15 protein-coding genes are annotated in these 15,628 nt (G+C 33.4%); 1 reads left to right on the top strand and 14 read right to left on the bottom strand.

Going from position 1 to position 15,628, the window contains the following annotated elements; all coding sequences use genetic code 11:
- The 3 genes from IJ258_RS07930 to IJ258_RS07920 form a co-directional block, all read right to left on the bottom strand.
- The coding region (locus IJ258_RS07930; protein WP_292805489.1) for a DUF4011 domain-containing protein at window positions 1-5,483 on the bottom strand (5,483 nt) is incomplete at its 3' end.
- Window positions 5,484-5,643: 160 nt separating this feature from the next.
- Window positions 5,644-6,465, bottom strand: a complete 822-nt coding sequence (locus tag IJ258_RS07925) for a PfkB family carbohydrate kinase (protein WP_292805486.1) — start codon at window positions 6,463-6,465, stop codon at window positions 5,644-5,646.
- 12 nt (window positions 6,466-6,477) lie between these two features.
- Window positions 6,478-7,326: a cation diffusion facilitator family transporter gene (locus IJ258_RS07920; RefSeq protein WP_292805483.1), complete on the bottom strand. Its 849-nt coding sequence runs from the start codon at window positions 7,324-7,326 to the stop codon at window positions 6,478-6,480.
- A 111-nt stretch (window positions 7,327-7,437) separates the two neighbouring features.
- Here IJ258_RS07920 and IJ258_RS07915 point away from each other — a divergent pair, with 111 nt between their 5' ends.
- Window positions 7,438-7,617: a hypothetical protein gene (locus IJ258_RS07915; RefSeq protein ID WP_292805481.1), complete on the top strand. Its 180-nt coding sequence runs from the start codon at window positions 7,438-7,440 to the stop codon at window positions 7,615-7,617.
- Here IJ258_RS07915 and IJ258_RS07910 read toward each other — a convergent pair.
- From IJ258_RS07910 to IJ258_RS07860, 11 genes are all read right to left on the bottom strand, one after another.
- On the bottom strand, window positions 7,609-8,298 hold the full coding sequence (locus IJ258_RS07910; protein ID WP_292805478.1) for a HisA/HisF family protein: 690 nt from the start codon (window positions 8,296-8,298) through the stop codon (window positions 7,609-7,611). The two genes, IJ258_RS07915 and IJ258_RS07910, sit on opposite strands and share 9 nt — an antisense overlap.
- Window positions 8,299-8,874: 576 nt before the next feature.
- Complete coding sequence (locus IJ258_RS07905; protein WP_292805475.1) at window positions 8,875-9,159, bottom strand: DUF3194 domain-containing protein; 285 nt, start codon at window positions 9,157-9,159, stop codon at window positions 8,875-8,877.
- 34 nt (window positions 9,160-9,193) lie between these two features.
- Window positions 9,194-9,538 (bottom strand): prefoldin subunit beta, encoded by a 345-nt coding sequence (locus IJ258_RS07900; protein WP_292805472.1) that lies wholly within the window; start codon window positions 9,536-9,538, stop codon window positions 9,194-9,196.
- Between the two features lie 27 nt (window positions 9,539-9,565).
- Entirely contained in the window at window positions 9,566-9,832 is a 267-nt protein-coding gene (locus tag IJ258_RS07895; RefSeq protein ID WP_292805469.1) for a KEOPS complex subunit Pcc1, read from the bottom strand.
- Window positions 9,825-10,310, bottom strand: coding sequence for a Brix domain-containing protein (locus tag IJ258_RS07890; RefSeq protein ID WP_292805466.1), 486 nt, complete (start codon window positions 10,308-10,310; stop codon window positions 9,825-9,827). The genes IJ258_RS07895 and IJ258_RS07890 overlap by 8 nt, the downstream gene beginning before the upstream one ends.
- Window positions 10,311-10,351: 41 nt before the next feature.
- The gene (locus IJ258_RS07885) at window positions 10,352-10,483 is read right to left on the bottom strand and encodes a DNA-directed RNA polymerase subunit P (RefSeq protein ID WP_082706360.1); all 132 of its coding nucleotides are present in this window, start codon (window positions 10,481-10,483) and stop codon (window positions 10,352-10,354) included.
- Window positions 10,484-10,486: 3 nt separating this feature from the next.
- A complete protein-coding gene (rpl37A, locus tag IJ258_RS07880; RefSeq protein ID WP_292805463.1) occupies window positions 10,487-10,756 on the bottom strand; it encodes a 50S ribosomal protein L37Ae in 270 nt (89 codons plus the stop codon).
- A gap of 221 nt (window positions 10,757-10,977) precedes the next feature.
- Window positions 10,978-12,462 carry an IMP dehydrogenase gene (gene guaB, locus IJ258_RS07875; protein ID WP_292805461.1) on the bottom strand — a complete coding sequence of 495 codons (1,485 nt, stop codon included), beginning with the start codon at window positions 12,460-12,462 and terminating at the stop codon, window positions 10,978-10,980.
- Window positions 12,463-12,475: 13 nt separating this feature from the next.
- Window positions 12,476-13,189, bottom strand: coding sequence for a (5-formylfuran-3-yl)methyl phosphate synthase (locus IJ258_RS07870; protein WP_292805459.1), 714 nt, complete (start codon window positions 13,187-13,189; stop codon window positions 12,476-12,478).
- Between the two features lie 149 nt (window positions 13,190-13,338).
- Complete coding sequence (locus tag IJ258_RS07865) at window positions 13,339-14,193, bottom strand: hypothetical protein (RefSeq protein WP_292805456.1); 855 nt, start codon at window positions 14,191-14,193, stop codon at window positions 13,339-13,341.
- A 354-nt stretch (window positions 14,194-14,547) separates the two neighbouring features.
- Window positions 14,548-15,628: LUD domain-containing protein (locus IJ258_RS07860; protein ID WP_292805453.1), on the bottom strand; the 1,081-nt coding region annotated here is incomplete at its 5' end.

Here is a 15,628-nt window from a genome sequence, read left to right as displayed (position 1 = left end):
TCATGACTATGGTCAACATAAATATAATCATCATCAGAACCCAAATCAACCCTAGGCTCATCAGCATCCTCATCCAAACCTGAATCATCATGACTATGGTTAACATAAATATAATCATCATCAGAACCCAAATCAACCCTAGGCTCATCAGCATCTACATTATCATTTTGTGAAATGGATTCATCATCTTTAGGTTTTTTTACAACTTCAGGATTCGGTTTATCTTTAACTGTATTTTCCTCAACATCTTTTTCGAATACAGAATCATCATGACTCTCTTCATGAACAGGTTCCTCAACAATCTCTTCATAAACAGGATCATCTACTCTCTTGTCGAATTTCACAGTTGAAGCGTCATCCGTTACTTCATCCTGACTGTGGTCAACATAAATATAATCATCATCAGAACCCAAATCAACCTTAGGCTCATCAGTATTCTCATCTAAACCTGAGTCCACTTCATCTGAAATATCTTTTTCAACAATTTTGGAATCTTCAGCCAAATCACTCTCAAATTCTTCTTTTAAATCAGAATTTTCACCCAGATCCTTAGTGAATTTAAGACCTCCAAACAATGATGAACCTTCATTTTCGCCATTTTCTTCATCATTTTTCACAGTAAAGATGGATTTGATTTTATCTGTTACGGATTGATGTTTTTCATCGTCTGAATAATCCTTGTCATTTTCCCAAACTTCCGCATTATCTTCAGGAGCCACATCTTCATCAGATTCCCAAATTTCTGCATCATCATCCTGATTGGATGATTCATCATCCTCTTTTTCCCATATTTCAATATCTTCTTGAGATTCCTGAGGATTTTTAATCTTTTCAGATTTGATTTCTTTTGAAATTTCCTCTTCAACATCCAATGGTGAATTTTCCTCTTTTAAATCTACATCATCTAAAGTTTCAACTTCTGCCTCCTGAACAGGAGTTTCATCTTCCAAATATTGGGATTTGACTTCAGTTTCATCACCAAATTGATTTTCTATTGAATAATCAGAGTCATTATCCTCAACTTCAACAAATTGAGAATCTTCAAACTCTTGTGAATAATCTTTAGTTTCATTGACTGGCTTGACTTCAACAAATTCTGATTTATTTTGTGAAGAAGTTTGTTCATAAATAGGTTCATCTGATTTGACTATGTCATCTTCAGCTGCAACTTCCTTGAAGAACTCTTCTGGGTCAAGTTCTGAAACATCAATCGGTTTTTCAAGAACATCCCCATCATCTACTTTTTCAACCTCAACAAAGTCTTCAGGACCAATATCTTGAGCAATTATTTCTTCAGCTTCAGCTTCTTCTTTTGCTTTTCTTTCAGCTTCCTCTTTTTCTCGAGCAATACGCAATTCTTCAGCTTTCTTTTCAGCTTCCAATCTTCTTTTTTCAGCCAATCTTTTTTCTTCTTCAGAACGGCGTTTTTCCTCTTCCCTAGTTTCACGAATAGATTTCTCAATTGACTCCAATAATTTTTTACGTCCTAAATCACGATTCCTATACCAATCAGTAGACCATAAATGATATAATTTCCATCCAAGTCCAGTCAGTACCTGTTCACGGAGCCTGTCCCTATCACGTGCCACTTTACTTGAAGCATACATTTTTCCATCAGTAGTGATTCCTAAAATATATTTACCAGGATTTTCATCATCAACGATGGCCAAATCTACTCTAAATCCTGCACAACCAATCTGTCTGTCAACAGTATAACCATTTTCCTCCAAAAAGCTTGCAATTGCATCTTCAAATGGTTCCTTGGAGTGTTCATCAATACCTGGTGTTCCCAATGTTAAGTTTTCAGCATATTCTAAAAACTCTTTTAGTGATTTTACACCATATGGTGGATTTGCTGTCAGATTCATATCATAAGCCTTGAAGTTTGAAAATACGACACATTTTTCCCTTGCACGTGTAATCAATACATTTAATCTTCTTTCACCACCATCCTGATTTAGCGGTCCAAAGTTAAGGGACATTTTTCCGTCCTGATCATAACCATAACCAACACTGATTAAAATGACATCCCTTTCATCCCCCTGAATTGTTTCAAGGTTTTTGACAAAGAATCTTTCATCTTTATTGTCTGAGAATAATGGTTCATATTCAGGATGTTCTTTACGTTTTACCTCCAATTCTTCAAGAATAGCATTTTTTTGTGCAACAGAAAATGTTCCCACACCTAAACTTTTAGTATCACCATATTTTTCAAAATGATTGAATATTTCTTCCACTACATCCTTTGCTTCCAATGGATTTTTAGAGGAAGCACCTCTTAAATACTGAGTATTTGGATTGTAATGGAATTTCAATCCGAGTTCAGGATCGGAATGTGAAGGTGAAGGATAAACTAATAAGTCATCATCATAAAATTCACGGTTTGATACACTAATCAGTGATTCATGGCGTGAACGGTAATGCCATTTTAACATCTTAACAGGAAAAGACAATTTACATAAATGCAAGATACTTTCCATATCAAGAGAAGTCGCCTCTTCCTCGTCACTGTCTGCATCTGACATCTGATCGAAAAATGATGTTGGTGGCAATTGTTGAGTATCTCCCATAACAACTGCAGTCTTTCCTCTCATGAATGCTCCAAGTGCATCTTCCGGTTTGACCTGACTGGCTTCGTCAAAGATAACCACATCAAATTGCAATTCCTCATTTGTCGGATCCAAGTATTGTGCAATTGACAATGGGGACATCATGAAACAAGGTTTAATCTGTTTTATCATTCCACCGGCTTTCTCTAAAAGCTTTCTGACAGGCATATGTCCACTTTTACGTGTAAATTCCCCGGCTAATATTTTCGCTTGAGGATTTTCAGTTCCTCCAAAGATTTTCGGGATATTGCTGTTTAATTTATGGTAAATCCTTTTACGGTTCAATGTCAAAATCTGCTTATCCAAATCCTTGAATTCACGAATTCTATTCTCATGCAATTCTCCAACGAATGTCGCCAGTTCCTGGTTTTCAACAAATAATATATTTAAGAGTGAATCTGCAAAGTTTCCTTCAACCAATGCTTCAATATCATCTTTTTTAATGTTTCTTTTTTCAATTGAATCGACAAACATTTTAGCATTGGAACTTTTAAGTGCATTTTTAGTATTTAAATACTGTGACCACAAATGAAGGCTTGATAGCTGTCCTCTCCAATTATACAACTGTTCTTTCCATGCTTCAAATGGCACATCACCTGTTTCCCTTTTAAAGATTAGTTTACTTCTTGGGTTCAGCTTATCTTTTAGTCTTGACAATACCCTTACAAACTCCTCACCAGAATCAATATATTCAGCCAAATCCCTTTCAGGCTTAATATCGAACAGATCCTTACTCATCAAATCTATGGTATTTTGTGAAAATGTTCCTTCACGTACAAGCGCAGTGAATTCATGCATCCAACGTGCAATAGCCTTTAAATCATTAGGATTAGCATTTAAATGCCAATATCCTCCATAATATTTTTGGCCTAACGCATTGTTTGCTTCCAAAGTTTTACGAATATTTATAACAACTTTAGCTTCTTGCAAGTCTCTGACAATCTCTTCAATGCTTCCTGTTACAGGAACTGCATAATATCTTTCAACAAGCTCTATATGTTGCTTGTTGTTAAAGAAACGGAATTTTTTAGTTGACAAATGTTGCAATTCATATATTAACCTATCAATATCTGCCTGGAATATGCTTTGATTGAATTTAGTTAAAGCACCAGCATATTTCTGGTATTTCTGAAGTTCCTGAATTAATCTGAATGCATCATCATTATTTCCATCCCATGCACCGGATTTAAGGATACTTCCATCAATCAGCTCCGCATTTTGAGACTTGATTATTTCAAATGCAGATAATGAATTTTGAAACTCGTTTAATGTATCCGGTTTTTTAATTCCATAAATATCATATACTCTTCCACGTTCGACAAGGAAATTATCCAATGCAAGCAATGTATCATTAATGAGCATTTCAATTTCCCTTAAATCTGCAGGTAATAAACTCTTTGGAGCACATTTGCTCCAAGGGTTTTCTTTTGAAATGGTCTGATATAATTCAGCAAGGTTTTCAAGTGCTATTTTCATATCATCCAAGTCTTTTAAAGTAACACTTTCAGGACTTTCAAACCTGACCAACGGCATTAAAGCATCTTTTCTTGCAAAATGGTCATCCGCTGATTCTTTCATACCATATAACTGGAATGCAGATAAGTTAACTGCAAATACCGGTTTGTGAATAATTTGAGAATAATCATCCAATTGACGACGCAGGGTTTCTAATTTCCTAATGGTCTGGTCAATGTTTAAAGGCTCTTGAGCACGTACATTAGTAGCCTTCTGCAAATCCTTCAGGAATTTTTTACGTCTTGTCTTGTGTGAATGCAATTCCAGAACAAATTTACCTAAACCCACACCAGTCAATCTGTCCTTTACAACATCCAATGCAGCCATTTTTTCTGATACAAACAAAACGGATTTTCCTTCAGCGAGTAATTCTGCTATTAAATTCACAATTGTCTGTGATTTACCTGTTCCAGGTGGTCCTTCCACCACAAGATTGCGCCCTGCTTTTACATCCTGTATTGCTGCAATTTGGGATGAATCGGCATCAAGTACCTGATACATGTTTTGATATTCAAGTCTTGAGTCAATATCTTCCTCTTTAAATGATTCCTGATCGTTTTTTGCAGGATTGAAAATAGCCTGTATCAATTCATTTTTTGTTAAATCAACATTGTCTTCCCAGGCTTCCGGGTTCAAGTCATTATACATTACGAATTTGGTGAAACTGAAAAATCCCAATGCCACATTATTGTTAACATTCCATCCGTCCATTCTTGATACCGCTCTTCGAACACTTGCAATATAATGGTCAATGACTTCACCATATTTTTTAAATTCAAAGTCAGGAAGTTCTATTCCTCCTTCAAGGAGTTTAGCCTTAAGAGAAATGTTGGTTTGAATATCCTCTCCGGTCCATTCAAGATTGAATGATTCACCAACCTTTTTCCTTTCCATTGATACTGGAATCAAAACCAGAGGAGCATTATTTTTTTGTTTTGGCTTGGATTTGTCTTTCCATTCCAAAAATCCGACAGCCAAGTATAGAATGTTATAACCTTGCTCCTGAAGCATTGTTTTTGCTTGGTTGTTAATGTAATATAATCTTTTTTGCAATTCCTTGGGGGTCAAATCAGTAGCTAACTTTTTGTCTCCTTCTGAAAACTTTGAAAAATCAAATGGAATATGATCCCACACTGATGACTTGTCTTCTTTCTTATCCTTTTTATTAGCTACAAAATACATTTTATTTTCTTGCAGCACTAAAGTCTGATAAAGATTAATAGGAGTTTGGTTCACTATAGTGATATTTTTTGCCCTTGATTTAAAGTTAAGAAGTTGATTTCTTAATGTTAAATCCAATAGCTCCTTACGTAAATTTTTAAATTCCTTTTCGATTATATTAGTTGACTTGTTTAACATGATGACCCTTTAAAGTGTAAAAAAAAATTCAGAATGCATTATATAATTATAATTATATTAATTAATAAAGTTTTCTAAACAATGAAAAATTAAATGAAATGTATTAAAAATTGACAGCATCAGCATTCAAATAATGGTTCAGATAACTTATACCTGACAATTATTTGTTAGAGCAATATGGTCCAAAATTTTTGATTTTCTCACTTGCAATCACTGATGCAAAGTTTCCGGCATTTTCAGCTGATTTTGCCAATAATTTTTGAGAAACATATGCTGCCATATAGGTGTCACCGCAACCGGTAGTATCCACAACATCATCACATGGTACGGGAGGGATTTTAATTTCACCACCTGCAACAATTCTGGAACCCTGAGAACCGTTGGTTATGACCATCTCATCTACATCATAGTCAGTGCCAATGATGTTTTTTTCAACTTCATCCATAAATATTGCATCAACGCCTGATAAAATAGTCGTCAACTCATTAAAGTTATCTAATCTGATAGTGTAATTCTCATTTACTTTATCATCAGTACATCTTAGAAATCCCTGGACAGATATGAAAATAGGAACCTCAAAAGTTTTCAGATATTCAATAGTTTCCGCCGGGAAATCATACCGGTTAAGAGGATTTAATACAAAAGCATCAATCTTTTCAGGTAGTATATTCTCTAAATCATCAGGCAAAATCGGAATATTGGCAAAATTGCTCAATTGCTCCCTTATATCAAAATTGTTTTTATCAGGATATTTATTTATAAAAAAATGAGTATCTTCCTTTTTAATTACACTGACCTTATTCAAATCAGGAAAGCTTCCAACCAGTTTTTCATCATCACAGTTGACAATAGCCAAGTAATCATCAAAAAACTCTTCAAAAACATATGCCTGGAAATATGTGGCCCCACCAATCTTTTGAATGCTTTCATCACCAATTTCAATCAGATCCCTTGTAACGGGACCAATAACAACAAGTGTCATTTAAAACCCCTTTTAATCCAGTTCTATTGTTATGTCAACAACATGATAATCGCTTGAAATGGAATAAATTTCCTTTTTAATGTTTTCAACATTTTTTCCAAAGTCAACATCAACTTTTAGTGTCATCACCGAATCGATTCCGTCAAGTGACCATATATGGAAGTCCTCGATTGAATTAACACCATCTATTGCAAGAATCCTAGATTTGAATTCAGCAACATCAAAATAATCTGGAGTCTTTTGAAGCAGAACCTCAACGGATTTGTATAAGTTTCTTCCAAGATTGAATATCAGCCATAATGCAATACCAATTGATACGAAAGGATCAAGATAAGGCGCACCATCCCAGAAAATTAAAACCACACTCAATACTAAAATTGCAACCCATTCAAAAACATCCCCTAACTGATGAAGAAGAATCGCCTTTTCGTTGAAGGTTTCACCTCTGTGAAGACGATGAACAGACAGTGATTTGAATATTATTCCAATGACTGCTATAACAAGCATCCCCTGTGCATCAACACCTTCAGGACTGAATAATCTGGGAATTGCTTCCTGAAGTATTATAAACGCCATAATGATAACAAAAATGGATATTATAACTGCACCCAGAATTGAAAATCTCTGATAACCGTAGGAATACTTTTCACTGGATTCCTTTTGAGCAACTTTCTCCAATACCCATGCAAGAGCGATGGAAATGGTGTCCGCCAGGTCATGAATGCAGTCTGCAAGGATTGCTACACTGTTGGTTGCAAGTCCCCCTACAATAACAATTATATTAAAAGCCAAATTCATAAAAAATACAAATGCTAAATTCTCACCTGCTTTCTTGTGGTGGTGGTGCGTATCAATTCTCATATTTTTAATATTTGACACTTAAACAATAAAAAAGTTATTTAACATTTGAAATACAAAATTTAAAGTTAATTTTATATAATTAAAAATTTAAAATTAATGTAGTGATTAAAAATGGCAATAGTTGGAACAACAATATTTTCACATATTTTACCTGTAATTTTCGGATTTTTCGCATTCGTATTAATAATTTCAGGATCTCTTGAGGACAATAACCCTAAATTAGGTTTAGGAATTGCATTGTTTGTTATAGCTTGCATATTCCCGTATGTTGTTTTAAGTGTTCTAGTCTAGAAGTTTCACTTCACCAGAGTGTAGGCTAGTTCCTATCAATACTTTTTTTATACCTAATGATTCCAATTCACCTAAAGAATCCTTGTTTAAACCGCCACCGATTATTAATTTTTCTTTAAGTTCGCTGAACTCTTCCAACAGTTTTTTATTATACCCTTTTTCAGTTCCCACACCAGTAATATCCAATAGGATTATTTCATTCGGATTAAGTTTTATCAGTATTTCTTTGAATTCAGATAAGCTCATATCAAAGTTTTTTGCAAGAAGTTCATTGTTTTTTGTATCTATGCTTACAACTATCCTTTCCTTTGGATATTTTTCAAAAATCTTTTCCATCTCCTCGATGCTTTCAAGAGTTTCGGTTGGAACGATTACCTTGTATGCGTAGTCGAGGTAAAATTCAAATGCCTCGCAGTTTTTCACTCCTCCGTCAAACATTACAGGAATTATTGTGTTGACCATTTTGATGTCGTTGATGTTGTGTCCCTGTGATTCGATTAAATCCAAATCTGCTATATACATTTCATCAGCACCGTTTAGTTTCAAGCCCTGTGCTATTTCAACCGGATTGGCTGATGGTGCAAAAATAGTTTTTAATGGTTGGTAAGTGTCCCTCATTCCTGATTTGCCGCTTACTGCCTGATGTTGTTTTAAATCTATAACTGGAATTTTTTTAATCATGATATAAAATTAGAAAAAACTAGTATTAAAAACTTAAGGAGGTGGGAGGAACTGAACTGTTTTTCAGCCCCCTCCCGAGAATAAAAATAATGATCAATTTATGGTTAATAACTACCGTGTTATGAACCTCTATTTAATAAGTTAATTTGCATAGTATATAAATGTTACTATATTTTAAAAAAATTAAAGTAAAATTGAATATATGATTTTTAATATTTTTAAAAAAATATAAACAAAGTATAATTTATTTATTTAAAATTTTAACAAAAATTTAATAAAATTTAAAAATAATAAAACAGGAATTTTTAGGCATTTAAAAATTTGCCAAATATAATAAAATTAGATTGATAAAGTTCAATTGAAAAAAATAAGAATAAATGAAGTTTGAAGTAATTGAAAGAGGGAATTTGAAAGATAGTATTACGTGTTTGTCCTAATATTGCTAAGCTATTGAGATTACTCCAAACTCTATATAATAGTTTAACTTTTTAATATAAATACTTTTTTATAAAAAAGTATTACTTATTATAATATAAAATATAAAAAAAGTAATAACTAAAATTTTAAAAAAAATAATTAAACTCTAAAATTATCATCAATATATGAATCAAATCTTAAATAAGCTTCATCAATCGCTTTGGCAATCTGATCTTGTGTGATTTCAGATAACTCATCAAAGCTAACTCCAACATCAACATCAACATCTAACTGACTGTTTTCATAACTTAAAAGAATATCCAAATCTAAATCTTCAATTTCCTTACTAGGCAAAGCTTTTGAAATTTCCTGTTCTAAAATTTCACCGAAATCGTCAGAAATAGTTGCCAAATCATCCTGAGTTAATACTTTTAATTTTGACATAAAAATCTAAAAAAAAGAAAAAAATAAGGTAAGCTTATTGCATACCTTGCATAGCTGCCTGGATAGTGGTTTGCATTTCTTCAAGTTTTTTCATAACTCTTTCTTCTTGACGAGCCATGGTTTGTTTTCTTAATTGAAGAGTTTCTAATTTGTCTTCCATTTCAGCCAAAGCATCATTGTAATCTACTTTAATAAGTAAAGTACCAGCTTGTTTAAATACTTCAGTATTTTCATCAGTTTTTTTAAGTTCTTCTAAAGCTTTTTCAGTTTCTTGAACTTGCACTTCAACATTTTGAATTTGCATAGTTACAGCTTGAGCTTGTTGTTGTAATTGTTGGAACTGATTTAATTGTTCTTGAATATTTTCAGGAATCTCCATTTTATCACCTTATAAATTATATAAATATTAGTTTGTTAAGTTATTTATTTCTAATGCCAGTTTAATCCACTTTATAGCAGAATTTACAGAAGCCCTAAATGAAGTAGAATCTTCCGCATCAATATTAATCATAATATTAGATCCGTCCAAATCAATAGTCATGGATGATCTAAAATCAGGAGCAGTTTCAAATTCTAAAATAATAGATTCATAAATAATTTTAGCCTGTCTATCATCTTCAAATTCAACAGATATATTGCTTTTTACTCTTTCTAGAGGACTATCATTAATCATTTGTGACCTCTAAAACCTTTTTGACATTAATCTGGAAATCAAGCTTATCTCCAAATTTGTTGATGAACTGAATTCTAGCTACAGAATCATCACTTTTAGAAACCAAAATATAATTTTCCTCAGCTTTATCCACTAAATCCAAATCTAAAATTTCGCTTAAAACATTAAGCCTTTTAACTTCAGACACCATTTTCAATTGAGATGGAGCGATATTGGTTTTTTCTTTAGCAAGTGTCACTCCAATGAGAATTGTAAGCAATAATTCTCCTTTATTTGAAAAAAATGAAATTCTACTAGGATTTCCCTTAATTTCATTTACAACAGCTAAATTGTATTCTTCAACTTCCAACGCCTTCAACAGCAACTCGCGCATATTCATTTTGCCTCTGTTAACAGAGGTAGAACCTGTTGCATGAGCCAAATTTTTACAAAACTTTCTAGTTTTTTGAGAAGGTTTTCTAGAAGTTGAAATTAACATTTAAATCAAAAATAGTAAAAAATTTAGTAAAAGCAGAGAGTTTATCTTGCTTTTATAATTCTTGTAGTTTCTGGAACATTTTTAAATAAAATCCTATATCTGCATTTAGGACATTTATTTTCCATGTAGCTTTTATGGTCTACTTCTGCTCCACAACGTGGACACCTATACAAGGCCTATTCCTCCACTTTAATGTCTCTGATACTGCGTGCTGCAGATTTTGCCATAGGAGTTTCAGGAACGTAAGCTCCGCCGGTGAACACTGCACCACATTTTCTGCATTTCCAAATTCCAGCAGCTTGTCTTTTTACGTATGGTCTATCACATTTAGGACAAACATGATTTTTTTTCATGTTTTCTTCAATGATTTTAACAGATCTTTTTGCTTTTCTTCCGTATCTTGCACCGAACCTACCTGTAATACCCACTTTTTTAGTTCTTGCCATTTATATTCTCTCCATAATAATTAAAATTTAAAATAAATTGATTATGTAAAATAATCATAAAATTATCTAATATGATAATATTAGATTAACTAATATTTAAATGTTTGCTTAAAAATGCTTTTTTGAATAAAAAATTACTTTTTGATGAGAAAAAATATTAACCTATAAATCTTTTTGCCATCTTTAAATTCCTCATCAAAAAAATTTAAAATGATATCCAACTAGTCGAGTGTTGGATAATTAGGACTTTCATTAGTAATTAACAGGTCATGAGGATGTGATTCCTTAATACCACTACTTGTAATTCTAACGAAATTCGCTTTTTGCTGCATTGCCTTGATGTCTTCAGCACCACAGTAACCCATAGATGATTTCAAACCACCTACTAACTGGAAGAGGATTTCAGCGATTGTTCCTCTGTATGGTACTGCACCTTCGATTCCTTCAGGAACGTATTTAGTATGGTTCATTTTACTTTTTTGTCCTTGGAAGTATCTGTCTGCTCCACCATCGAATTCACTGGTCATTGCACCCATTGATCCCATTCCACGGTATTTTTTGTATTGTTTACCGTTCATGACAACAATGTCACCTGGTGCTTCTAATGATGCTGCAAGCAAGTTACCTAACATTACTGCATCAGCACCTGCACCAATAGCCTTAGCAACATCTCCAGAGTATCTGATACCACCATCAGCAATTACAGGAACGCCTGTGTCAGCTGCAGCATCAGCAACATCTGAAATTGCAGTCAATTGTGGTACACCTACACCTGCTACTATACGGGTAGTACACATTGAACCAGGACCAATACCAACTTTAAGTGCATCTACACCCATTGAAATCAAGTCTTCTGCAGCCTGAGCAGTTGCAATGTTACCTACACATAATTCAGCATCAATGTTGTCCTTAATGGTTTCAGTGAATTTAACAACGTTCATATTGTGAGCATGAGCACAGTCAATTGAAATGACGTCAGCACCTGCCTGATCAAGTGCCATTGCACGGTCTAGGTCAAACGGACCACATGCAGCTGCAACCAAAAAGTCTCCATTTTTATCACGGGCAGCATTAGGATATTGATTTTGGTTTAATATATCCTTAATGGTGATAATTCCGACTAACTTATCATCACTTACAACAGGGAGTCTTTCAACCTTGTTTTCATAAGCAACATTCAATGCTTCTTCAGCAGAAACTCCTTCTTCAACAGTTACAACATCTGAAGTCATTATATCCTTGATTGCAGTATTAGGTTCTGATTTTAAAACCGGTCTGATATCCCTTTTTGAGATGATACCCATGATTTTGTCACCGTCAACTACAGGTAAACCGCTGATAAGTTCATCCTGCATTAAAGATAGTGCTTCAGTAACTGTAGAATCTGGTTTAATAGTAATAACATCACGAATTGTTAAATCTTCAGCATTCTTTACTTTCTTAACTTCTTCAACTTGCCTTTCCAGTGAGATGTTTCTGTGGATTACTCCAATACCACCTTGCTGTGCCATAGCAATTGCAAGGTCTGCTTCAGTTACAGTGTCCATAGCTGCACTTAAAACAGGAATATTCAATTTGATTCCTTTACCCAATTCAATTGTAGTGTCAATATCCTTAGGTTCCACATAACTTGCATTTGGAGTTAAGAGAAAATCATCAAAAGTGTAAGACATTCTTGCTTCTTGAACTTTTTTTGAAAATGACATGATAAACACCTAATTAAAATGAATCGCATAATTCTTTGAGTTCAGCTACAGCAGTATGGTGTATTTTACCAGTGTTTCTGTCACCTCCAACACAAGCAGCTCCTCTAATACCAACAACATCACAACCGATATCATGTAACGGTTTTAATTGGTCTTTTTTAACAGAACCTGCAAGTGCGGTTTTCAAACCATATCCGTGAGCTTCGTCTACAAATTCTTGTAATTTTTCCAAATCTAAATAATCGAATAATGTATGACCGTCTTTAACTGCAGTATCAAGCATTGCAAGGTCGCATCCTGCATCTTTTGCTACTTTTGGTATTTCCATAGGATCAACTGCACCTACACGGTGAGCATCTGCATAACCTGCAGCTACAATGATTGTATCTTCACTAATATCTTTTACAGTTTTTACAACGTTTTCCATGACTTCAACTGCTTCGTCATGGTTTTTTGTTCCGTATAATCCGACTTTAATATAATCTGCTCCGGAAACGTGAGCACCCATTGCTGCAAGTGAAACTGTACCTGGTTTGTAAGGTACATCCCCTAAAGTTGCACTGACAAGCTTGTCTTCAGGAGTCAATTCCCTGATTTCTTTGATAACCCATGGGAAATTAGCACCTAAAGAGCCTTCCTTAGGATTTTTCACATCAACAATATCTGCTCCACCTTTAATAGATTCAAGAGCTTCTTCATGATTTATAGGACTTATTAATAGAAGCATGTATTTCCTCCAATAAAATATAATTTTATAATATAATAATATTACTTTTTTATTATTTATAATACTATTGATTTTAGGAAGAATTATAATGTTAATTTAAATTAATTAATCATAAACAAAAAAAGAAAAGATAAAAAAAAAACAAATTTTTAAAGATTTGCTTTTAACTCTTTAATTCTGGAAATATGCAAATCAGTCATTTTATGAACATAACTTTCATCCTGTTTATCACGTAAAAGTTTGCAAGCAAAGTTTTCAGTAACTTTTTTAGATTCATCTTCACGGGCAAGTCTAATTTGCCTATCTAATCCATTTTCACAATATTTCAACATATTTACCGCCTCAAGTAATTTTTCTTGTTCGTATTCATCATCAATATATCTTTGAATATTCAAATACATTGCAGGAATAATTATTCGTTTTTCTTCTTCAGGAATGCATGAATACTCTTTAATATATCCACAAACTTCATGAACATATTCTTTTTCAGAGATAGGTATATCAAAGAGAGGTAAGTGAACTAGAAGCCCACAATCACTGTGGTCAAGTTCTGTCTGATTTTTAAATTTAGTTCTCAAGCTATTTAAATATTTATGTGCTTTAATTTTTTTAAGCTCAAGTACATATGGCTTAAAACAAATATTTTCCTCAGTCATTAGTCTTTTTTGATTATTACCTTTTGAAAGACAAGCAATAATGAATTTCACATCTTTTGAGTAATCACATCCAGTATCTTTGTGATATCCATAGTATCTCACAAGATGATAATCTTTTAGGATGCCAGTGTGCCCTTCAATTATTACAATTTTACCGGATTTTGTTAATCCCCTAAGGTCTGTGAACTTGTTTTCAAGGTTAGGATTAATAATTTCAGTCGGTAAAATCTGTATAATCTCCTCATTTTGAGCGGTGACTTCTAAGAAAGTATTTGCATAATTTAATTCACAAAGTCTGACATACTCATCCCTATTTTTAATTTTTTTTAGATTTTTTAAAGTTTTCATAATAATCCTCCCCAATTATTTTCACCGGTGAAAAGAATTATCAAACAAATAACTATTGAATTAATAAGTATATACAGGTATGTAGGCTAAAAAAGCAATATTGATGTCTAAATAGAAAAATAAAGCCATTACAATATTGATTTTAGTATGTGAAAAACACTAAAGAAAAAAGAAAATTGTGGACTTATGAAAAAATTAAAAGTTTTAAGAACTTCATAACTACTTAAAAAAAAGATGAAAAATTAATATTACATTTTTAACATGCTCTTTAAATCTAAATAGTTAATAGATTAAAATATTATCTGAAAATCTATATCCATATACAAAGGAGTCACTAAAAAAAAATGATTAAAATCAATATGGAGAATCCTTTTTAGATACATTATCCTTAATCTTGCCATGAGCCTTCGGATAAAATCCAACTTCAGTTGACAGTTTTCTCATGTTCTCGATTATTTCATTTGTAGGTATTGATACCGGACAGTTAAGAGTGCATAATCCGCATAATGTGCACATGAACAATCCTGATTCAAAGCAGGTCTCATCGTCTTCAATGAATTTTGACATTGCAACTCCCCGTCCGCCCAGGTAGTTATTGAATCCGAATTCGTTTCCAACAGCATTATATACTGGACAGTGCACAATGCAGTTTCCGCATCCTATGCAGTACATGCATTCAGGAGCAGCATTGCTTCTTCCATTATCCAACAGTATTAAAACTACCCTTTCAGCACCATACATGTTTTTAAGTAGCTTTTTTTCAATGTCTGCGGTTTTAGATGGCCCTGAAATTACATTCATATATGATGTCACATAGTTTCCTGTTGCAAATATTGTCTCCAACTTTACAATGGAGATTGCATCCTCCAATGTAGGCACTATTTTATCAATTCCAGCTACGATTATATGCAAATCTTTCAGTGAAACTATTGAAATATTACCCTCATTGTGCACCATTACACATGACCCCTCTTCGGACGCTATTGCATTGGTTCCACTTATACCTACGTTGGCACTTTTCAAGCGATTTAAAACATCACTTCTTACAGCTTCCATGATTTCTCTTGGAACCTCATCAACTCCAACATTAAGTGAATCATTGACTATATCAGCAATTTGTGAAATATTCAAATGTGAAGCGGGACCTGTAGGATGAACTGGCTTGTTGTCAACTTTTTTTAGCTGCAGAATCCTGTCTCCAAGATCGGTTTCAACAACATCAATATTTTTTTCTGCCAAATGACCCTTAAGGTCAATTTCACCTAATGTGTTTGATTTTGCCTTTGCAACTGTTGCTGCATCATACTCATCAAGCAGCTCATCAATTATATCCAATGCATTCTGTGCTGTTCGAGCCATCCTAACTTCAATGTCATTTCTTTTAAATGACTCCAAAGCCTGATTCAAATAATACTCATTGTTGTTGATTGATTCC

This window comes from Methanobrevibacter sp., from assembly GCF_017468685.1.
GTDB lineage: Archaea > Methanobacteriota > Methanobacteria > Methanobacteriales > Methanobacteriaceae > Methanocatella.
The sequence above is the reverse complement of the archived record's forward strand: the minus strand, read 5'-3'. Positions and strand labels throughout refer to the sequence as shown.

Excerpts from the sequence above, each read along its gene's own strand:
- IJ258_RS07925 (WP_292805486.1), bottom strand. The coding sequence starts at position 6,465 with ATGACACTTGTTGTTATTGGTCCCGTTACAAGGGATCTGATTGAAATT.
- IJ258_RS07920 (WP_292805483.1), bottom strand. The coding sequence starts at position 7,326 with ATGAGAATTGATACGCACCACCACCACAAGAAAGCAGGTGAGAATTTA.
- IJ258_RS07915 (WP_292805481.1), top strand. The coding sequence starts at position 7,438 with ATGGCAATAGTTGGAACAACAATATTTTCACATATTTTACCTGTAATT.
- IJ258_RS07910 (WP_292805478.1), bottom strand. The coding sequence starts at position 8,298 with ATGATTAAAAAAATTCCAGTTATAGATTTAAAACAACATCAGGCAGTA.
- IJ258_RS07905 (WP_292805475.1), bottom strand. The coding sequence starts at position 9,159 with ATGTCAAAATTAAAAGTATTAACTCAGGATGATTTGGCAACTATTTCT.
- IJ258_RS07900 (WP_292805472.1), bottom strand. The coding sequence starts at position 9,538 with ATGGAGATTCCTGAAAATATTCAAGAACAATTAAATCAGTTCCAACAA.
- IJ258_RS07895 (WP_292805469.1), bottom strand. The coding sequence starts at position 9,832 with ATGATTAATGATAGTCCTCTAGAAAGAGTAAAAAGCAATATATCTGTT.
- IJ258_RS07890 (WP_292805466.1), bottom strand. The coding sequence starts at position 10,310 with ATGTTAATTTCAACTTCTAGAAAACCTTCTCAAAAAACTAGAAAGTTT.
- rpl37A (WP_292805463.1), bottom strand. The coding sequence starts at position 10,756 with ATGGCAAGAACTAAAAAAGTGGGTATTACAGGTAGGTTCGGTGCAAGA.
- guaB (WP_292805461.1), bottom strand. The coding sequence starts at position 12,462 with ATGTCATTTTCAAAAAAAGTTCAAGAAGCAAGAATGTCTTACACTTTT.
- IJ258_RS07870 (WP_292805459.1), bottom strand. The coding sequence starts at position 13,189 with ATGCTTCTATTAATAAGTCCTATAAATCATGAAGAAGCTCTTGAATCT.
- IJ258_RS07865 (WP_292805456.1), bottom strand. The coding sequence starts at position 14,193 with ATGAAAACTTTAAAAAATCTAAAAAAAATTAAAAATAGGGATGAGTAT.